Source organism: Amycolatopsis sp. NPDC059021, from assembly GCF_042739895.1.
Classification (GTDB): domain Bacteria; phylum Actinomycetota; class Actinomycetes; order Mycobacteriales; family Pseudonocardiaceae; genus Amycolatopsis.
Genome location: NZ_JBHYIQ010000066.1, coordinates 38,117 through 57,238 on the forward strand (window position 1 = coordinate 38,117; position 19,122 = coordinate 57,238).

At 70.2% G+C, this 19,122-nt stretch carries 22 protein-coding genes; 16 read left to right on the forward strand and 6 right to left on the reverse strand.

The features are described from left to right. Positions 1–125: 125 nt before the first annotated feature. From ACFWX1_RS31770 to ACFWX1_RS31785, 4 genes are all read left to right on the forward strand, one after another. Positions 126–689 (forward strand): DinB family protein, encoded by a 564-nt coding sequence (locus ACFWX1_RS31770; protein ID WP_378393441.1) that lies wholly within the window; start codon positions 126–128, stop codon positions 687–689. Continuing rightward, entirely contained in the window at positions 686–1,225 is a 540-nt protein-coding gene (locus ACFWX1_RS31775) for a TetR/AcrR family transcriptional regulator (RefSeq protein ID WP_378393442.1), read from the forward strand. Before ACFWX1_RS31770 ends, ACFWX1_RS31775 begins: the two co-directional genes overlap by 4 nt. 19 nt (positions 1,226–1,244) lie before the next feature. After that, a complete protein-coding gene (locus ACFWX1_RS31780) occupies positions 1,245–2,030 on the forward strand; it encodes an alpha/beta fold hydrolase (RefSeq protein WP_378393443.1) in 786 nt (261 codons plus the stop codon). 92 nt (positions 2,031–2,122) lie between these two features. Continuing rightward, positions 2,123–3,304, forward strand: a complete 1,182-nt coding sequence (locus tag ACFWX1_RS31785) for an FAD-dependent monooxygenase (protein ID WP_378393444.1) — start codon at positions 2,123–2,125, stop codon at positions 3,302–3,304. 71 nt (positions 3,305–3,375) lie between these two features. On the opposite strand, the gene ACFWX1_RS31790 is transcribed toward ACFWX1_RS31785, so the two are convergent. Further along, entirely contained in the window at positions 3,376–4,281 is a 906-nt protein-coding gene (locus ACFWX1_RS31790) for a class I SAM-dependent methyltransferase (protein ID WP_378393445.1), read from the reverse strand. 255 nt (positions 4,282–4,536) lie between these two features. Here ACFWX1_RS31790 and ACFWX1_RS31795 point away from each other — a divergent pair, with 255 nt between their 5' ends. Further along, positions 4,537–4,965, forward strand: a complete 429-nt coding sequence (locus tag ACFWX1_RS31795) for a MarR family winged helix-turn-helix transcriptional regulator (RefSeq protein ID WP_378393446.1) — start codon at positions 4,537–4,539, stop codon at positions 4,963–4,965. On the opposite strand, the gene ACFWX1_RS31800 is transcribed toward ACFWX1_RS31795, so the two are convergent. After that, entirely contained in the window at positions 4,962–5,699 is a 738-nt protein-coding gene (locus tag ACFWX1_RS31800) for a class I SAM-dependent methyltransferase (protein ID WP_378393447.1), read from the reverse strand. The two genes, ACFWX1_RS31795 and ACFWX1_RS31800, sit on opposite strands and share 4 nt — an antisense overlap. 94 nt (positions 5,700–5,793) lie before the next feature. On the opposite strand from ACFWX1_RS31800, the gene ACFWX1_RS31805 reads away from it, so the two are divergent. Further along, positions 5,794–6,432: an NAD(P)-dependent oxidoreductase gene (locus ACFWX1_RS31805; protein ID WP_378393448.1), complete on the forward strand. Its 639-nt coding sequence runs from the start codon at positions 5,794–5,796 to the stop codon at positions 6,430–6,432. Positions 6,433–6,518: 86 nt separating this feature from the next. Here the strand turns inward: ACFWX1_RS31805 and ACFWX1_RS31810 are convergent, their stop codons facing one another. Then, complete coding sequence (locus ACFWX1_RS31810; RefSeq protein ID WP_378393449.1) at positions 6,519–7,439, reverse strand: proteasome assembly chaperone family protein; 921 nt, start codon at positions 7,437–7,439, stop codon at positions 6,519–6,521. 187 nt (positions 7,440–7,626) lie between these two features. On the opposite strand from ACFWX1_RS31810, the gene ACFWX1_RS31815 reads away from it, so the two are divergent. Together ACFWX1_RS31815 and ACFWX1_RS31820 are read left to right on the forward strand one after the other, a co-directional pair. Next, positions 7,627–8,115: a PH domain-containing protein gene (locus tag ACFWX1_RS31815; RefSeq protein ID WP_378393462.1), complete on the forward strand. Its 489-nt coding sequence runs from the start codon at positions 7,627–7,629 to the stop codon at positions 8,113–8,115. Continuing rightward, on the forward strand, positions 8,112–9,662 hold the full coding sequence (locus ACFWX1_RS31820; RefSeq protein WP_378393450.1) for a PH domain-containing protein: 1,551 nt from the start codon (positions 8,112–8,114) through the stop codon (positions 9,660–9,662). The genes ACFWX1_RS31815 and ACFWX1_RS31820 overlap by 4 nt, the downstream gene beginning before the upstream one ends. A gap of 85 nt (positions 9,663–9,747) precedes the next feature. Here the strand turns inward: ACFWX1_RS31820 and ACFWX1_RS31825 are convergent, their stop codons facing one another. The 3 genes from ACFWX1_RS31825 to ACFWX1_RS31835 are packed head-to-tail and all read right to left on the reverse strand — an operon-like array spanning position 9,748 to position 13,017. Further along, positions 9,748–10,362 carry a TetR/AcrR family transcriptional regulator C-terminal domain-containing protein gene (locus ACFWX1_RS31825; protein ID WP_378393451.1) on the reverse strand — a complete coding sequence of 205 codons (615 nt, stop codon included), beginning with the start codon at positions 10,360–10,362 and terminating at the stop codon, positions 9,748–9,750. Further along, the gene (locus tag ACFWX1_RS31830; protein WP_378393452.1) at positions 10,362–11,975 is read right to left on the reverse strand and encodes an FAD-dependent monooxygenase; all 1,614 of its coding nucleotides are present in this window, start codon (positions 11,973–11,975) and stop codon (positions 10,362–10,364) included. Before ACFWX1_RS31830 ends, ACFWX1_RS31825 begins: the two co-directional genes overlap by 1 nt. 10 nt (positions 11,976–11,985) lie before the next feature. Continuing rightward, positions 11,986–13,017, reverse strand: a complete 1,032-nt coding sequence (locus tag ACFWX1_RS31835; RefSeq protein WP_378393453.1) for an amidohydrolase family protein — start codon at positions 13,015–13,017, stop codon at positions 11,986–11,988. 116 nt (positions 13,018–13,133) lie between these two features. On the opposite strand from ACFWX1_RS31835, the gene ACFWX1_RS31840 reads away from it, so the two are divergent. The 8 genes from ACFWX1_RS31840 to ACFWX1_RS31875 all read left to right on the forward strand — a co-directional run bounded on the left by ACFWX1_RS31840 (position 13,134) and on the right by ACFWX1_RS31875 (position 18,542). Then, positions 13,134–13,913, forward strand: coding sequence for an IclR family transcriptional regulator (locus ACFWX1_RS31840; RefSeq protein WP_378393454.1), 780 nt, complete (start codon positions 13,134–13,136; stop codon positions 13,911–13,913). 135 nt (positions 13,914–14,048) lie between these two features. Beyond that, positions 14,049–15,062: an ABC transporter substrate-binding protein gene (locus ACFWX1_RS31845; RefSeq protein WP_378393455.1), complete on the forward strand. Its 1,014-nt coding sequence runs from the start codon at positions 14,049–14,051 to the stop codon at positions 15,060–15,062. Next, positions 15,059–15,823 (forward strand): ABC transporter permease, encoded by a 765-nt coding sequence (locus ACFWX1_RS31850; protein ID WP_378393456.1) that lies wholly within the window; start codon positions 15,059–15,061, stop codon positions 15,821–15,823. The genes ACFWX1_RS31845 and ACFWX1_RS31850 overlap by 4 nt, the downstream gene beginning before the upstream one ends. A gap of 64 nt (positions 15,824–15,887) precedes the next feature. Next, positions 15,888–16,688, forward strand: a complete 801-nt coding sequence (locus tag ACFWX1_RS31855) for an ABC transporter ATP-binding protein (protein ID WP_378393457.1) — start codon at positions 15,888–15,890, stop codon at positions 16,686–16,688. Positions 16,689–16,755: 67 nt separating this feature from the next. Then, entirely contained in the window at positions 16,756–17,277 is a 522-nt protein-coding gene (locus ACFWX1_RS31860) for a GNAT family N-acetyltransferase (RefSeq protein WP_378393458.1), read from the forward strand. A 4-nt stretch (positions 17,278–17,281) separates the two neighbouring features. Further along, the gene (locus ACFWX1_RS31865; protein ID WP_378393459.1) at positions 17,282–17,803 is read left to right on the forward strand and encodes a GNAT family N-acetyltransferase; all 522 of its coding nucleotides are present in this window, start codon (positions 17,282–17,284) and stop codon (positions 17,801–17,803) included. A gap of 119 nt (positions 17,804–17,922) precedes the next feature. Then, entirely contained in the window at positions 17,923–18,126 is a 204-nt protein-coding gene (locus tag ACFWX1_RS31870) for a hypothetical protein (RefSeq protein WP_378393460.1), read from the forward strand. Then, positions 18,105–18,542 (forward strand): VOC family protein, encoded by a 438-nt coding sequence (locus ACFWX1_RS31875; RefSeq protein WP_378393461.1) that lies wholly within the window; start codon positions 18,105–18,107, stop codon positions 18,540–18,542. The genes ACFWX1_RS31870 and ACFWX1_RS31875 overlap by 22 nt, the downstream gene beginning before the upstream one ends. The last annotated feature ends 580 nt before the right edge of the window (positions 18,543–19,122 follow it).

Here is a 19,122-nt window from a genome sequence, read left to right on the forward strand (position 1 = left end):
CGACACCGCCGATCCGTGACGCCAATCCCGCTGACCAGGCAATTCGACCCCGAGCGGAGCAGGCTTGCGCGACGAACGCGCGGCACGCCATAATTCTCCACCAACCAGTTGGTGGGGAGGCGGGTATGGACGTCGACTGGGCGGCGGAACTCGGGGATCAGCTGGACCGGCACTGGCGGGAACGGCTGCGGCCCCGGCTGGCCGGGCTGACCGACGCGGAATACTTCTGGGAGCCGGTCTCCGGCTGCTGGACCGTGCGCCCGCGTCGTACCGGCGAAGAACTCGGCGGCGGCCGGTTCACCGTCGACTACGCCGCGCCCGCCCCCGAGCCCCCGCCGGTCACCACCATTGCCTGGCGGCTGGCGCACCTCACCGTCCACGTTCTCGGCAAGCGCGCCGACACGCAGTTCGGCGGACCGCCCGTCCAGTACGACACATTCCCCTACGCGGGCGACGCCGCGACCGCGCTGGAGCAGTTCGACCGGGCGTATGCCGCGTGGTCCGCGGGGATGCGCGCACTCGGCCCGTCGGAGTTGCGCCGTCCAGCGGGCCCGGCCGAGGGCCCGTTCGCCGGCCGTCCGCTGGCGTCGTTGATCCTGCACATCCACCGCGAGGTCATCCACCACGGCGCGGAAATCGCGTTGCTGCGCGATCTGTACCGGGCACGCCGGACGGAGCGGGAGCCGTGACGGCGACGCGGCCCGACCGGCGAGCCGAGATCATCCAGGCCGCGTTCCGTCAGGTGGCCGCGGTGGGGTTCGAGGGGCTGCGGCTCCGGCAGATCGCCGACGATGTCGGAGTCGACCATTCGACGCTGCACCACCACTTTCCCGGCAAGAAGGAGATCGTCGCCGGGGTCGCCGAATACGCGATCAGCCGGTTCGAGGCGCCGGTACCCAAAGGGGCAGGCCCGGCGGAGTCCTTGCGGGCCTATCTGCTTCACCTGCGTGAGCTGCTGGCGGATTCGCCGGAGGTGTTCGTCGTGACCGCGGAACTCGACCTTCGTGCTCGCCGGGACCCCATGGTCCGGGAGGTGCTGGCGCGGCACGAGGCCAACTGGCGCGGCTCGCTGCACGCGCTGCTGTCCGCGCGGGGCGCGTGGTCGCGCCGGGTGGACGCGGCCTACGCGGTGGAGCTGGTGATCGCGGTGGTCAAAGGCGTCCAGCTGGCACCGGACGCGGCGAGCGCGGCTTTCGCGCAGCTGGACGCCCTGCTCACGAAATAGCCGACAGGAGAACCGCCCGATGATCGATCCGCCCGCGCACCGATTCCGCGGCGACGACGGCTGGGAACTGGCCTACCGTGAAATCGGTGAAGGCCGCCCGCTCGTGCTGCTCCACGGGTTCACTTCCAGCGGACTGCTCTGGCTGCACCAGGGGCCCGCCGCCACGCTCGCCGAACACGGTTTCCGCGTCATCCTCCCGGATCTGCGCGGCCACGGGGACAGCGCGCGGCCGCACGACCCGGCGGCCTATCCGCCCGATGTCCTTGCCGACGACGGGCTCGCACTGGTCGAGCGGCTCGGGCTCGGCGACTACGCCCTCGGCGGGTACTCGCTGGGCGGCCGGGTCGTGCTGCGGATGCTGGCTCGCGGCGCACACCCTGCCCACGCGGTCGTGGCTGGGCAGGGGCTCGGAGCGGTCACCCGCGCGGGCAAACGCGCCAGTCCGTATCGCGCCGTGCTGACCGCTCTCGTCGATGATGTCCCCCTCGAGCCAGGGTCCCCCGAAGCGGAGATCGCGTACTGGATCACCCAGCTCGGCGGCGACCCGCGCGCGCTCCTGCGGGTCCTGGACGCCGATGTCCCGACGTCCCGCGCCGCGCTGTCCCGGATCACGACGCCCACCCTCGTGACGGCCGGTGACCAGGACGGCGGGCACACGGATGCGGACGCGCTCGCCGCTGCCCTGCCCGGTGCCCGGTTCGACCACGTCCCCGGCGACCACTTCACCGCGTTCACCAGCCCGGAGTTCGCGACCGCCGTCCTCGCCTTCCTCACACGACCTTCCCGACCTGGTCAGCGCCGCTGACGGCGGTCGTCAGCGGCGGTCAGCGCACCGTGCGCCCACGGTCAGCGCGGGCCCGCAGTCTTGCGGTCATCCGAAACCGAGAGGAATCCGAGATGACCACCACCGTGCTCGTGTCCGGCGCAGGCATCGCAGGCCCGGCCGCCGCCTACTGGCTGCACCACCACGGCTTCACCGTGACCGTCGTCGAGACCGCGCCCGCGCTGCGGCCCGGTGGCCAGGCGGTCGACTTCCGCGGCGCGCAGATGGAGTTGTTGCGCCGCATGGGAATTCTCGACGAGGTCCGTCGCCACGAAACGGCGATGGACACCGAGACCATCCTCGACCTCGAAGGCAATCCGGCGATCGAGGTCCCGACGAGCTTCATGAGCGGAGAGGTCGAGATCCTGCGCGGCGACCTCAGCCGCATCCTGTACGAGCGGACCCGCGACTACACCGAGTACGTCTTCGGCGATCGCGTGACGTCGCTGGCCGAGCACGCCGAGGGTGTCGACGTCACCTTCGCGAGCGGCCGGACCCGGATGTTCGACCTGGTCGTGGGTGCCGACGGCGTGCATTCCGGGGTGCGGGCCGCCGCGTTCGGCCCGGAGGCCGGCTTCCGGCGCGACTCCGGCTTCCAGATCGCCGGGTACACCGTGCCCAACCACCTCGGGCTGGACCACGCGGGCCTGACCTACAACGAGCCCGGCCTCGGCGTGCGGGTGACCAGCGCGCGGGACCCGGAGCAGATGCAGGTCGGTCTCGTCTTCGCCGGAGACGGCCCTGGGCGGTGCGGCGTCGAACAGCAGAAGCGCTTCCTCGCCGAGAAATACGCGGACATGGGCTGGGAGATGCCGAAGCTGCTCGACGCGCTCGAGGGCGCGACGGACCTGTACTTCGACTCGATCAGCCAGATCCACCTCGACCGCTGGTCGAAGGGCCGGGTCGTGCTCCTCGGCGACGCCGCGTGGTGCGCCGGGCCCGGCGGCAACGGCACCGGGCTGGGCATGATGGGCGCGCACATCCTCGCCGGGGAACTGGCGGCCGCGGGCGGCGATCACCGGATCGCGTTCGCGCGGTACGAGGAGAAGATCCGTCCGGCCGCGAAGCTCGGGCAGCGCAACGGGGGCGGGTCCGGGACCTTCCTCGCCCCGCTGACCGAGAAGAAGATCCGGCAGCGCAACCGGATCTACAAGATGATGACCAACCGGCTGCTGGCCGGGCTCTTCGACAAGTTCACGTCGAAGGCCGCGAACATGGTGCGCTGCCAGGACTATCCGAGCCCGGTCGCGGCGTGATCCGGGTAAGGACTCGTGAGCGTTCCGGCCGGGTCGGAAGCGACCGCAGCGCTCACGAGCCCTCGATCGGGCTAGCCTCGTTCGGCGCCCGCCTTGGCGCCGACCGCGGTGTCCACAGTGGGCACACCGGTGATGCGGACGGTCACCTGGTTGTCGCTGTAGGTGTAGGCCTCGTATTCGTACGCGACGCCGGTGCGTTCGACGTATTCCATCCAGGCCCGGTACTCGTGCCGTTTCCAGCCGGGGAAGTTGAAGAACTCGTCGAAGTGGACGATGCTCCCCGGCCGCAGCCGCGGGCCCACGAGGTCGAGCACGGTCTTGGCCGAGCTGTAGAGATCGCCGTCCACGTGCAGGAAGTCGACGTGCCCGGGATGCGTTTCCAGGAAACCGGGCAGGCTGTCGGAGAACAGGCCGACCACCAGCTCCGCGCCGGGGACGTCGGGCAGGTCGTCCCTGGCGAACGCACCGGCGGGCATACCGTTGAGCCAGGCCTCGGGAAGTCCCTCGAACGAGTCGAAACCGTAGACCTCGACGCCCCCACGGGCCTTCGCGATCGTGCGCAGCGTGTTTCCGGTGGCGACGCCGAACTCCAGCGCCATCCCGCCGGTCGACGGGGCGATCGAGAGCGCGTAGTCGAGTGTCTCGGGCGGACTGCCGAAATGCCGTGCGCCCACAAGGCTCTCGCGGGCGAAGCGGTTGCTCTCCAGTGCCGCGTCCTGATCCCCCGCGTAGACGATGTCGCGGCGGCTGCGGATTTCGAACTCCACCACCCGATCGAGGAGGCGGTCACCCTGACGGACGACCTCCTCGCGCAGTTCGCGCATCTGGTCGTTCACCTGGGCGCTCAGCCGATCCAGCTGTTCGGTGTACGGATCGTGCAACCGAGTGGCCGCCCGGTGCAGGATCCTGCCGACGCGGCGCTTCACCGCGGCGCCGACTTTCCTTGCCGATAAACGATCTTCGTGCAGGCCGTCCATTCCGAGACAGTACCTGCACGAGTGACTCACCGAGGAACCGGCCGTGCTACCGGCATGTAACGGCTGTATGCAACCCACATACGACGTCGTTTCATCGCCGGCGTCCACTGTGTACAGATCGCGACGACGTCCGGCTACTTCGGACCACGAAAGCGTTTGCCTCATGAAACCGCGCTCCCGAGCGGCAGTGGCGATCTCACTTCACTACTGAAGCGAGAATGGCGCCTACGTACCGGGGCTGTCAAGATTGTGAATATGTCCGAGTCCGCCGATCGGCGTCTCTACTTCCTGCTCCAGCGCGCCGCGCATCAGCTGCGCGTCTCGGCCGACCGGCGGCTGACCGCCGCGGCCGGGGTCACCAGCGCGCAGGTCGGCGCGTTGTTCGCGGTGCGCGAGCGGCCGAGGCTCACCCAGCGTGAGCTGGCCGCGATCCTCGGGCAACGGGAGTCGGCGATCACCGCGATGGTCGGCAGGCTCACCGAGGCCGGGCTCCTCGGCAAGGACACGCACCCGAACCAGCACCGCGCGGTCGTGCTCGAGCTGACCGCGGCGGGTGCCGAAGCGCTCGACCGGGTGAGCCCGGAGATCGAGAAGTTCAACGCCGAGCTGCGCGTCTTGCTCGGCGACGACGGCTTCGACCGGACCGCCGAGGCGTTGCGCAAACTGGCCGGCTGGGAGTACTAGGCCCGCGAGACGACGAGCCTGAACCCGGCGTCGTACTCGTCCTTGTCCAGCAGCGCGGCGTTGTTCTCGTGCCAGCGCCCGCTGCCGAGGTCCGCGCGCAGCCGCGCGATTCCCCGCTCGACCACCGCGGCCGGGGTCTGGGCGAACGCGGAGGCCGACCGGCGCACCCGCGGATCCAGATATGCCTCGGGCCGCCGCCAGTTCGCGAGAAAGATACCGTCGGTGAAATCCCACGGCACCGGCATCGGCAGCACGACGTCGGTACCCAGCGCGTCGGCGATGGCCGCGGCCGAGGGACGCGAGAGCTCCAGCCGCAGGATTTCCGGCAGGTAGTCGCGGACCATCCAGAAGTCGCCGACGCGCGCGGTGTCGTAGGCCAGCACGACCCGCAGCGGCGCCACCCGGCGGAGTTCGGAAAGCCCCCGGCGCCAATCCGTCCAGTGGTGCACGGTCAGTACGGCGAGTGCCGCGTCGACGGCGTTGTCCGCCACCGGCAGCGCTTCCGCCACGGCGCGGACCACGGGCGGCGCGCCTGCCGGGCGCTGGCGGATCATCGCGACCGACGGTTCGACCGCGAGCACCGTCCGGCCGGGCGGCGCGTACGAACCGGTGCCGGAACCGACGTCGAGCACGGTGTGGGCGCCGTCGAGCGCGTCGAGGATCGGGGCGAGCCAACGGGGGTCCGTGCGGCGTTGCGAGGCGTAGCCGACGCCGATCTCGTCGTAGAGAGCCATGAACGCACTCTACGGATCTCGTGGCCGGAGCCGCTTTCGTTGCGGTAACCGAGGGTCCGCCGCCTAACTTCGCCCTCGTGGAGAGGAGCTTGGAGTGAAGATCGTGATTTTCGGGGCAGGCGGACGAGCCGGGCGGCACGCGGTCGCCGAGGCGGTGGCGCGCGGGCATCAGGTGACCGCTGTCGTGCGTTCGCCGGAGCGCTACGCGGCGCCGGACGGAGTAACCGTCCTGGCGGGTGACGTCACCGACGCGGACAGCGTCGCCTCGGCCGCTTCGGGGCACGACGCGGCGATCAGCGCGGCGTACGCGTCCGAGCTGACTTCGGGCGAGTTCTTCCCGGCGGCCGCGCGGGCCTTGGTGGCCGGGCTCGGCCGGGCCGGAGTCGCCCGGCTCGTCGTCGTCGGGATCGGGTCGATGCTGCGGGACGGCTCCGGTGTCGTCCTGCACGACGCGCCCGGCGTTCCCGCCGAGCACCGGGAGTTCTCGCTCGGTCATGCGGCGGAGTTCGAGATCCTGAGCGCGTGCGGCCTCGACTGGCTCGTCGTCGCGCCGCCGCCGACGTTCCTCGACGACGAAGCCCCGCGCACGGGCCGCTACCGGACCGCGGACGGCGTCGTGATTCCGGCGCCCGGCGACGCGGCGTTGTTCCCCTACGCCGATCTCGCCGTCGCGCTCGTGGACGAGGTCGAAACGCCGAAACACTCTCGCGTCCTGCTCGCCGTGGCGCGCTGAGCCGCGGAAGGAATGAACGGAAGATTCAGGACACCCTGAGGCCCCCTACCCGACACAGTACGGGGAGGGGGCGACGAAAAAGCGGGTCAGCGGTCGGGGTTGTCGCCGCGCTGCTGTTCGGCGAGGAAGCGTTCGAACTGGGAGCCCAGCTCCTCCGCGGTCGGCATGTGCTCGACCGACTCGGCGAGCAGGCTGTCCCGTTCGGACGCCTCCATGAACGTGTCGTACTGCCGTTCCAGTGCGTGCACGACGTCGGCGACCTCGTCGGACTCGGCGACCTGCCGGGCGATCTCGGCGTCGGCGACACTCGCCGCCTCGCGCAGATCGCCCTCCGGCAGGTTGAGCCCGGTCGCCTTCGTGAGCGCCTCCAGCAGCTTCACCGACGACGCCGGATACGTCGACTGCGCGAGGTAATGCGGCACGTGCGCGGCGAAGCCCATCGCGTCGTGCCCCCACTGGCCCAGCCGGTACTCCAGCAGCGCCGCGATACTGCCCGGCACCTGCAGCCGGTTCGGCAGCGGCTGGTGGTCCCCGATGAGGTCCTTGCGGGTCGCGTGCGCGGTCAGTCCCAGCGGCCGGGTGTGCGGCGCGCCCATCGGGATGCCGTGGAACGCGACGGTCAGCCGCACCGCCCAGCGCTCGACCAGGCTCCGCACCGCGACGCAGAACCGCTCCCAGTCGTGATCCGGCTCCGGTCCGGTGAACAGCAGGAAGGGCGTTTCGTCCGCGTCGTGCAGCAGGCGGACGACCAGTTCCGGCGCGTCGTACTCCTCCCAGTGGTCCACCGCGTAGGTCATCGTCGGACGCCGCGACCGGTAGTCGATCAGCCGGTCGACGTCGAACCGCGCGACCACCCGGTGCTCGCCGGAGTCCAGCAGGTGTTCGGTGAGCAGCCGCCCCGCGGATCCCGCGTCCATGAATCCTTCGAAGGAATGCAGCAGCACCGCCCCGGTCAGGTCGGGAACGTCCGAGTCCACCTCATACAGATCCTCGGGATCGAGTCCCACTGATCCTCCTGCCGCTCGCTGTCGGTTACGCCGTCCCCCGGTCAACGCGGCGCGCCCCCACGTCCATTCCCCCTCGGTGACCGTGATGGTAACCCCACGCACTCGAGGCCGGATGAGCCGTCGTGACAGTTGTCGTGGTCGCGCCACCGGCCGATGAGGCACGCTGAGGGGCGTGAACGGAGAAACCATGGCGTTGCGCCTGCGCCCGCCGGAGCACCGGGTGAGCCGCAAGGCCATCGGCTACTGGACCGCGACCGCCGGGATCGGCTGGGCCGTACTCATCGCCGTGCAGGCCGTCATTGTCCTGGCCAGCGACGATCCGCCGTCCTGGCTGCCGGTGACGCTCATCGTCTCGTGCGTGCTCGGTCCGCTGCACCTCATCGTGATGCCGCAGTGGCGCTACCGGGTCCACCGCTGGGAAGTCACCGGCGAGGCCGTGTACACCCAGGCGGGCTGGCTCAAACAGCAGTGGCGCATCGCGCCGGTGTCCCGCATCCAGACCGTCGACATCGAGCGCGACCCGGTGGAGCAGGTGTTCGGGCTCGCCAAGATCACCGTGACGACGGCGTCTTCGGCAGGGCCGCTGCGCATCTCCGGGCTCGACCACAAGCAGGCGCTCGCCCTCGCCGACGAGCTGACCAAACGCACCCAGGCCGTGCGAGGCGACGCGACATGAACACGGCCGAAGCTGTGACACCGCCCGCCGAAGGCACCGGCGAAGCGCCGTGGCACCGGCTGGACCGGCGCATGCTGCTCATCCGGCCGGTACTCGACGTCGTCAAATCCATCCCGGTCCTGTTCGGGGCGCTGATCCTCGGGCACGGCAACGGCTGGCAGTGGATCGGGCTGGTGGCGACCGGCCTCGCCGTGTGCGTCGGCATTTCGCACGTCCTGACCTCGCGTTACCGCGTCACCGGCGAACAGGTCGAATGGCGCACCGGACTGCTGCTGCGCAAGCACCGTGCCGTGCCCCGCGACCGGATCCGGGCCGTCGACGTCATGTCCGAGCCGAAACACCGGCTCTTCTCCCTCGCCGCGGTGCGCATCGGCACCGGACGGCACAACCACGGCAAGGGGCCCGGCAAGGACGAGCTCGTCTTCGACGCGGTGACCCGGCAGGAGGCCCAGCGGCTGCGCACGCTTCTGTTGCACCGCAAGGCGGAACCGACCACAGCCGCTCCACCGGAAACCCTCATCGCCGAGGTGGACAAGCGCTGGCTGCGGTACGCGCCGTTCACGCTGTCCGGGCTCGCGGTCATCGGCGCGATGATCGGCACGATCTACCACTTCGCCCACGAACTGCACCTCGACCCGGCCGAGTTCGGCCCGCTGCGCTCGCTCGCCGACCGGATCACCGCCGCACCGCTGTGGCTGATCGTCGTACTGGCCGCGGCCGCGCTGCTCGTGGTCGTCTCCCTGCTGTCGGCGGGCGGGTATGTCCTGTCGTTCTGGAACTTCCGGCTCACCCGCGAACCCGCGGGCACCCTGCACATCCGCCGCGGCCTCGTCACGACGCGCTCGGTGTCGATCGAGGAGGACCGGCTGCGCGGCGCCGAGATCAAGGAACCCCTCCCGCTGCGCCTGGCAGGCGGGGCCCGCTGCACGGCGATCGCGGCGGGGCTGCACCACGGCAAGCGTGAGGACGGCGGGGGCGGGCTGCTGCTGCCACCCGCCCCCGCCGCCCGCGTCCACGAGGTCGTCGCGGACGTTTTGGGCGAGGACCCGTTCGGCGCCGGGCTCGTCCGGCATCCGCGCCGGGCGCTGCACCGGCGGCTGACCCGCGCGGTCTTCGGCACGCTGCTGCTCGCGGCGGCGCTGTTCGGGCTGGCCTGGATCGGCTTCCTGCCGGACTGGCCGTGGATCGTGGCCTGCGCGCTGGTCCCGGTCGCCGCCGTCGTCGGCTGGGACCGCTACCGCACCCTCGGCCACCGGCTCACCGGCCGCTACCTGGTGACCCGCTCGGGCTCACTGGCCAGGCACACCGCCGCGGTCCGCTGCGACGGCCTCACCGGGATCGTGCTCGACCGCTCGTTCTTCCAGCGCCGCGCCGGCCTGGTCACCCTGGTGGCCCCGATCGCCGCGGGCAAGGGCGGCTACCACGTCGTCGACATCGCCGAATCCGACGCCCTCGCCCTCGCCGACGCCGCCGTCCCCGGCCTCCTCACCCCGTTCCTCACACGAGTCCCACTTTCCAGCGCCCGAGTCCCACATTCAGGCGCCTGAGTTCCTCGTTCGCGCTCGGCGCGAGTGTGGAACTCGGGCGCACGACGGTGGAACTCGGCGTCGCGAGTGTGGGACTCGCGCACGGTCAGGATGGGGTGAGGCCGCGGAGGATGACGGCGAGGCCGTATTCGAAGTGGTCGTCGTGATGGGGGGCGGGGATGTCGGCGATCGCTTCGGCGGTGTTCGGGTGGAGAGCGGGATCGACGGCGGACTCGAGTTCGCGGGTTTTCGCGCCGTCGGCGGGCAGCTCGCGCGCGGCCTGCTCCTCCACGGTATGCCCGACGACGAAGTACACCAGCGTGTCACCGGACCACACCGCGTCCCGCGCCGAAAGGCCGCCACGCCGCAGCAACGTCACCATCAGCTCCCCGAACGCCAGCGCGTTCGGCGCCGCGAACAGCAGGCCGGAAAACAGCCTCGCGCCGTCCCGCCGGGAAAGCAGCACGGCACGCAGCCGCCGCATCAGCTCCGCGAGCCGCTCGCACCACTCCCCTTCGACGTCGAAATCCCGCACGACGGCCCCGAGCAGCGACTCCGCCATCGCCTCCAGCAGCATGCGTTTCGTGCGGAAATGCCAGTATGTCGCGCCGTTCTGCACTCCGAGCGCGTCCGCGAGCCGTCGCATGGTCAGCTTGTCCAGACCGGCTTCGTCGAGCAGGTCGAGCGCGCCGGAGACCACGGTTTCACGGCTGAGCCGCATCAACTTTCCTTCCAGCCGGTGACGAGCCCGGCCAGGCCGTCCGCAGTGTCCATATCGGACGGCGGGGCCGAGCCACGCCATGCTACGTGCAGATCGGGCCGCAGCAGCACGAACGGGTGGCCGTACACCGCCGCGGCATCGGCCGAGGGCACGTCACGACACCGGAACGGCACGCCCAGCCTGGCGAAAGCCTTGGCCAGCGCGGAGAAATCAGCCTCGGCGCCGACACGGAGCATCGTGTACTCCGCTCCCAAGATATCCTGAACCGGCCTCCCGTCGTTCAGCCAGACGTGGGGCAGCCGCGCACCCGGCGCGGTCGTCGGCTCGTAGGCGAAGCAATCCGGGTCGGGCGCGGGCTCGTCGTCGTGGGCGATGATCGGCGAGTCCAGATAACGGTATCCCAGCTCGATCCCGAGCAGGTCGTTGCTCAGCCGCTGCTCCCGGTCCGCCCGTTCCGCCAGCGCCAGCCGCACCGCTTCCCCTGCCGCGCCGGGCTCGGTGATCTCCGGGCGCCACAGGCTCCGCCACGCAAGCCGCCCGAGCGTCGCCTTGCGCGACGCCCCGACATTGCGGATCCCGACCGGACGCCGCTCCGCCTCGTACGCGTCCAGCAGACCGGGGCCGCCCCAGCCACGCAGCGTCCCGATGAGCTTCCACGCGAGATCGACGGCGTCGGCATGGCCGGTGTTCATCCCGAGCCCACCCGCCGGGATCATCAGGTGCACCGCGTCCCCGGCGAGCAGCACCCGCCGGTCGCGGTAACGGTCCGCGACCATCAGCCGTTGCCGCCACGTCCCGACGTACTCCGTCCGGTACGCGATCGGGAACCCGACGAGCCGTTCGAACAACGCGGGCATCTCCGCTTCGGGGAGCCCCGAGGCGTTCAGCGAGAACCGCCGCGTGTCGTCCTGCACGACCAGATACGACGAGAGGCCGTCGGCGAAGTGGTAGTGCCTGCCACGCCCGATCGGGATGCGCGCGTACAGCTCGTCGCTGACGAACAGCGCCTGACGCATCTCCAGCATCGACTCGCCGCGCAGCGCGATGCCGAGCGCGTGCCGCACGGTGCTGCTCGCGCCGTCACAACCGACGAGGTAGGCAGCGCGCACGGACTCCACCACGCCGTCCGTCCGCTCGATCGTCGCGGTGACCCCGTGCTCGTCCTGGTCGAACGCCGTCAGCTCGTGCCCGAAATCGACACACGCGCCGGGCAGCGCGTCCACGGCCGCGCGCAGCAACGGCTCCAGCGTGTACTGCGAGATCAGCTGGTACGGCTCGGCCGGGCAACTCCCGTCACGCACCGCGCGATACGCGGCCTTGAGCCGGTTCACCGACGGGTATTCGTGGTGCACCAGCGGCGGCCTGGTCAGGTTTTCCAGGCAGATGAAGACGTCCATCGGCAGATCGCCGCCCAGACCCGCCGCACGAATTACGTCGACGAGACCGATTCTGCGGAAATTTTCCATGGTCCGCGCATTGCACCGCTCCATTTTCGGCAACCGGCCGGGCTCGGTGCGTTTGTCCACGACGCGGACACGGATTCCGCCGCGCGCCAAGGCGATCGCGAGGGTCAGCCCGACCGGCCCGGCGCCGGCCACCAGCACCTCGGGCATCGCCGGGCCCTTATCCGGCCGCGGTGGACGCGCCGGGATCGAGCAACCGGGTGACATTGCCGTGGTAGATCGCGTTCCGCTCCGCGTCGGTCAGGTCGAGGGACGCCAGATTTCCGATGGTGGCCCGGATGTAGCCGGGCCCTTGCTCGGGGTCGTAGGGACTGTCCGACGCGAACAGCACTTTGTCCGCCCCGTAAAAGCGGATCACGGTGCGCAAAGCGTCCTCCGCTCCGAAAAGCGCGGTGTCGACGTGAAATTTCCGGAAGTAGTCGATCGGCCGCCCGGCGAGGGGATACCCGGTGACGTCGGCCTTGTCGGACTCGGGCGTCCGGGTGCCGAGCTGATCCCAGCCCGGCCCGACCCGGCCCGCGAAATGCGGCACCATCGCGCCACCGTGGTGCACGAGGAACTTCAGGCCCGGCCACCGCGCGAGCACGCCGGAGAACACCATCCGCGCCATGAACGCGGAAAGGTCGTACTCCCAGCCGAAGGCCCACCAGATCTCGAACCGGGACCGGCTTTCCGCGGGGTAGTCCGGCCAGGCCGCGGTCCGGTTCGGGTGCACCTGGACCAGTTTCCCGCTCTCGGCGAGCCTCGCCCACAGCGGGTCGAACCGCGGCTCGTCCAGCGGATGCCCGTTGACATGACAGTAGATCTGCACGCCCAGCGCGCCGAGCTCGGTGAAACTGAAGTCGATTTCCTCGAGCGCGCGGTCGACGTCGTTGAGCGCGACCGCGGCGCAGAACCCGGCGAACCGGCCGGGATGCGCCGCCACCAGCTCGGCGAGCCCTTCGTTGCCGAGCCTGGCGAATTCCGCGCAGCGCGCGGGCGGGCCGAAGTCCTCCAGCGCGGGGGCGGCGACGTTGATGATCTGGCGGTAGTCACCGAACTCGTCCATCTGCCGGAAACGCACGCCGAGATCCGTCAGCGCGGGAATCGCCCGGGTACGATTCCGCAGATTCCGCACCGCGGGGACATCGAGCTCGAAGAACTCCTTGGCGTACCGGGCCGGAAGGATGTGACAGAACGCGTCGATCTTCACCGATCGCTCCCTCCACGCCTGCCCCCACTAGACGCTGGTCAGTGTTTTACACATCGTGCTAATTTATTCACTCGATGTGATAGCGAAGGTAGTTCGCGCCGCCCGGAGAGGTCAAGATGTCGCCTGCCGCACGCCCGATCGACAGCGCCGCGCCCCCGCGTCGCACGCCCGGCGCCAGCAGTTCACGAAAGGTCCTGCAACTCCTGCTCGCGTTTTCCGAGCGCCGCTGGGAATGCAGCGTCGCCGAACTCGCCGGGCTCATCGGAACCCCGGTCGCCACCACGTACCGCTACGTCGCACTGCTCAAGGAACTCCAGTTGCTCGAGGAGGGCAGAGCGGGGCGCTACCACCTGACCAGCCAGGTGATGCCGCTGGCCCGCGCGGCGCAGCTGGCCAACGATCTCGCCCGGCTCGCCAAGCCCGCGATGGAGGACGCGGCCCGCGAGCTCGGCGAGACCGTCATGCTCTTCCAGCAGTTCGGCGACGTCGCCGTCTGCGCGGACCGCGTCGAATGCGACAAGGCCATGCGTTTCACGTTCCAGCCAGGCCATTCGCTGCCGCTGGGCACCGGCGCGTCCGGCAAGATGCTGCTCGCGCTGCTGCCCGAGGGCGAGCGTGAACGCCGCATGCCCGCCATCATCCAGCGCCGCGGCGTCGGCGTGCGCGAGGAGCTCCGGCGCGCCATGACCAACCGCTATTCCACCAGCCACGCGGAAATCGACGAGGGCGTGTGGGCCTGTTCCGTGCCGGTGCACACGGCGGGCGCCCGGCCGACGGTGCTCAGCATGGCAGGCCCGGCCGCGCGGATCGGCGACGACCAGAAACGCGTCGCGATCACCGCCTTGCAGGCGTACGCGAATCGCATCCAGAAAGCTGTTTCCTCCTACTCGCTGTGAACGGCGGATCCACCTGTCCGCTGTTCGGTCGATTGACGGTCGCAAAGTCCGCGCACTAGATTTATTCGGTATTTCACCATTCAGTTCTCACATTGTGCTAAATGACGGCTGTTCTTTCGACCTCGCGGAGTGCTCGTGCGGAGACCGTGGCTGTCCTCCGTGGTCGCGGCCGCCCTCTGCGCGGCCTCGCTGACCGCCTGCGGCACGGCCCATCCGGCCCGGCCGGACAACCTGATCACCATGACCGTCGCCGCGCCGACGGTGACCGACTTCGACGACTACGTCGCGAAGGCGAAAGGCTTCTACGCCAAGCACGGGATCACCGTCGGGCGCGTGCAGACCGGCACCGCGACGCAGTCGGTGCAGTTGCTGGCGACCGGGGAGGTCGACGTCGGCCGTGGCCTGGCCAACACCGTGCTCGCGCGGCTGCGCACCGACGGCGCGCTCGACTTCGTCGACGTCGCGGACACGACCGTGCGGCCACCGTTCGTCATGTCCGCCAAAGGAATCGGCGGTTTCGCCGACCTGCCCGGCACCTCGCTCGGCATCCCGTCGGCGACCGACCAGGCCACCGTCGTCACCCATCAGTTCCTCCAGCGCGTTGGCGTCGACCCGGCCAGTGTCGAGATGATCCCGACCGGCGGCACCGGGAACCGGCTCGCCGCGATGAACGTGGGCGGCACGTCCTCGACACTGCTGCTGCCGCCGGTCAACTTCACCGCCGAGCAGCAGGGCGCGAAACGGCTCGGCTACCTGCCGGAACTGCTCGGCCCCGGCTACCAGTTCTCGTTCACCGGCGTCGTGGTCCGCGCGTCATGGGCCCGCGGCCACCGCGACCAGCTGGTCCGCTACCTCGCCGCCCGCGACGACGCCCTGCGCTGGCTGAACGACCCCGCCAACGCCGAGGAAGCCACCAGGATCCTCGCCGCGGAAACGAAAAGCCCGCCACAGCGGGCGAAACAGACCTACGAACTGCTGTTCCGCTCGAAGACCCCGGCCTTCGCCGACCGCATCGGGGTCAGCGTCCCGGCGGGCGAAGGCGTCATCGCAGGACTGCGCCTGGTCGGCCTGCTGCCCGGAACTCCCGTCGACGTCCGGGACTTCGTCGACGATTCCTACGCCGCCGAAGCCAGGAGGACACCGCGATGACCAAGGCACGCACCCGGACGCTGGGCGCGGTGTCGGTGTTCGGCGGGATCGCGCTATGGGAACTGTTGTCCCGCACCGTGTTCGACCCGCTCTTCCTGCCACCGCCCAGCGCGATCTGGACCCGGTTCCTGGAACTGGTCACCGACGGAAGCCTGCCGCGCAACCTCGGCGTCTCGGCGCAGACATACTTGCTCGGCCTCGCGTTCGCGATCGTGGGCGGCGTAGTTCTCGGTGTCGTGATGGCCGCGTCGCCGCTGATCCGCGATCTGCTCGACCCGTGGGTGTCCGCGCTCAACGCGACACCGGTGATCGCGCTGGCCCCGCTGTTCATCCTGATGCTGGGACTCGGGATCGCCTCCAAGGTCGTGATCTGCGCGCTCGTGATGGTGTTCCCGATCCTGATCAACACCTTCTACGGCTTCTCCACGACCGATCCGCAGCTGGTCGAGGTCGCCCGCGCCTACGCCGCGACGCGCTGGCAGAACTACGTCAAGATCAAGCTGCCGATGGCCCTGCCGATGGTGATCGCCGGGCTGCGGCTCGCCGCGGCACACGGCCTCGTCGGCGTGGTCGTCTCGGAACTGTTCGGCGCGAAGGCCGGAATCGGTTTGCTGATCCAGAGTTCCGCCGAAACCTTCGACACCCGGGCGCTGTTCGCCGGTGTGGTGGTGCTCGGCGTCGTCGGGGTCGCGATCACCTACGCACTCGCCGCCGTGGAACGGCGGGTGGGGCGGTGGCGCGTTATCCAACAACAGGAATAGGGGGAAGCATGAACAGGGGGACACGCATCACGAGTACGGGGAAACCTACTTCGGGCGGAGGCAAGTGAATTCCGCGAAACTGCGGCTGGAGAATCTGGGCAAGACGTTCCGGCGCAAGGGATCCGAGGTCGAGGCGCTGCACGGCCTCGACCTCGAGGTCCCGGTCGGCGAGTTCGTCTCGGTCGTCGGCGCCTCGGGCTGCGGTAAGAGCACGCTGCTGCGGCTGGTGGACGGGCTGATCCCGCCCACCACCGGCACGGTGACCCTGCACGGCAGGCGGGTCTCGGGTTCGGGGCCGGACCGCGCGCTCGTCTTCCAGCAGGACAGGCTGCTGCCGTGGCGCACCGTCGAGCGGAACATCGGGCTGGGCCTCGAATTCCAGGGACTGTCCAAAAAGGAGTGCGCGGAGAAGGCGGCGGAACTGCTCGACCTCGTCGGGCTCCCCGGCTTCGCGGGCGCCTACCCGCACGAGCTGTCCGGCGGGATGCGCCAGCGGGTCAACATCGCCCGCGCGCTCGCCGTCGATCCCGACGTCCTGCTGATGGACGAGCCGTTCGCCGCGCTGGACGGCCAGACGCGCGAGCTGATGCAGGGCGAACTGCTGCGGATCTGGCAGCGGCGGTCGAAAACCGTGCTGTTCGTCACCCATCAGGTCGACGAGGCGGTGTACCTGTCCGACCGGATCGTGGTGCTCACCGCGCGGCCGGGCCGGGTCAAGGCCGTCCTCGACGTCGCGCTGCCGCGGCCGCGCACACTGGCCACGAAGCATTCGCCCGAGTTCGGCTGGCACGTCGAGCAGGTGTGGAGCCTGATCGAGGGCGAGGTCCGGCAGTCGATGGAACGGGAACTGCGGCACGAACACTGAGACCCGCCGCACCAACGGATGGCTGAAAGGGTTCGCGCGGCGGCGGCGAACGCGGTAGGACTGTGAGGTGATCCGTTCCGCTTCCCGCGAGGACCTCCCCGTTCTCCGCGACATCGAGCGCGCCGCGGGTGCCCCGTTCCGCGAGCTCGGCATGACCGCGATCGCCGAGGACGAACCGCCGTCGATCGAGGAGCTGGCCGCGTTCCAGCGGGCCGGCCGCGCCTGGGTCTGCACCGACGAGCACGACCGCCCGGTCGCCTACGTGCTCGCCGAGGTCGTCGACGGGTTCGCGCACATCGAGCAGGTGTCGGTGCGGCCGAGCCACGCCCACCGCGGGCTCGGCCGTTCGCTGATCGACGTCGTGGACGCCTGGGCCGCCGAGCAGGGCCTCGCCGGGCTCACGCTCACGACCTACGCCACCGTGCCGTGGAACGCGCCGTACTACCAACGGCTGAACTTCGAGATCGTCGCCGACGCCGAGCTGAGCGACGGGCTCCGCACCATCCGGCGGCATGAGGCGGCACGCGGCCTCGACGCCTGGCCCCGCGTCGCGATGCGCCGTGCTCTTGACGTCCACAGTGGACACTAGGCCGGTGAACGCGACCACCATGACCTGGCGCACCCGGCCCGAAACGGCCGCCGACATCACCGCGATCCACGAGATCAACGCGGCCGCCTTCCCCACCCGCGACGAGGCCGGCCTGGTCGACGCCCTGCGCGCCGACGCGAGCGCGTGGCTCGACGGCCTGTCCTTCGTCGCCGAGGCGCCGGACGGCACCCTCGCCGCGCACGCCCTGTACACCCGCTGTCACGTCGACGACGCTCCTGCGCTGTGCCTCGCGCCCTGCGCGACACTGCCCGCGTTCCAGCGCCAGGGCGCGGGTTCGGCGGCCATCCGCGCCGGGCTCGAAGCCGCGAAGGCCCGGGGCGAGAACCTCGTGCTCGTGCTCGGACACCCCGAGTACTACCCGCGGTTCGGCTTCGCCCCGGCCTCGAGATGGGGCATCCGGCCCGCCTTCGAGGTACCCGACAACGCGATGATGGCGCTGACCCTCGACCCGGCACGCCCGGTGCCCTCGGGCGTCATCCGGTATCCGGCGGCGTTCGGCGTCTGACCATTGCTCGCTCGGGCGGGGGACCCCGGGTAGCGAAGATCGTCGAACACATGTTCTACTGAGCGCGCCGGTCCCGGAGGGGGAAGCTCCGCGGGCCGGCCCAAGACACAGGAGGCAGCGTGGCGGTCAAGATCACCCATCTCACCAACGGCCAGCAGGTCCGCTTCGCCAACGCGGACGGTGCGCGCCGGTACGCCGAGATCATGGGCGGTGGCGTGGACAAATGGCAGTTCACGGTGGTCCCGGCCGATCGACCTGCGGTTTTCCAAGAAATGTCGGTGCCGGTGGTTAACGTCCCGGTATGGCGTATGACTTCCAAGTGACCGTGGACGCGGCCGACCCGCACGTGCTCGCCGACTGGTGGGCGGAGACGCTCGGCTGGCAGACGGAGCCGACCGACGAGGCGTTCATCCGCGAGATGATCGCCAAGGGCTACGCGACCGAAGACGAGACGAGGACGTACAAGGGCGCCCTCGTGTGGAAGGCCGGCGCGGCGATCCGGCATCCGGATTCGCCCGCCGACGGTCCGCCGAAACGCGTGCTGTTCCAGCTGGTCCCGGAGGCCAAGACGGTGAAGAACCGGGTCCATCTGGACGTCTGGGTCGGCGCGGCGAACGTCGAGGAGCAGCGGGAGAAGCTGGCCGCGCGGGGCGCGACGTTCCTGCACAGCGGCAGGCAGGGCCCGCACAGCTGGGTCACCATGACCGACCCGGAGAACAACGAGTTCTGCATTTCGTGACGTCCGGTACGGGTCCCGGACAAGGCGTTCGAGACGTGTGCCGGGGGGCGCGTCGCGAGGTGCCGAGGGACGCCTTCGGTGCGTTGGCCGCACCGAGGGACGCCCTTGGTGCATTGACCGCACCGAGGGACGCCCTCGTCGCATCGCGGCGGCACGACGGGACCGTTCGCGACGCCAAGACGGGACGAGGGGCCCTTTCGTCGCACCGGACGCGACGAAAGGCCCCTTCGCTCCACCACCGGGCGCGCGTCAGCCGACCGGGCAAGTCCCGAACGACGCGTTGCGGACGCTCAACGTCCCCAACGACGCGTTCGCGACATGCGCGTCGAGGTCACGTCCCGAACGCTCCGTTCAGGACGTCACCGGCGCCGCCGCGTCACGACCCGACGGCAAGCGCGCACCGAGGGACGCCTTCGGTGCATTCGACGCACTGAGGGACGCCCTCGTCGCACCCAACGCACCAAGGGCGTCCCTCGGCATCCGGCCGTCCCCGAATAAGCCACCAGCGTCGATCAACGTCCCGAACGACGCGTTCGCGACATGCGCGTCAAGGCCGCGTCCCGAACGCTCCGTTCGGGAC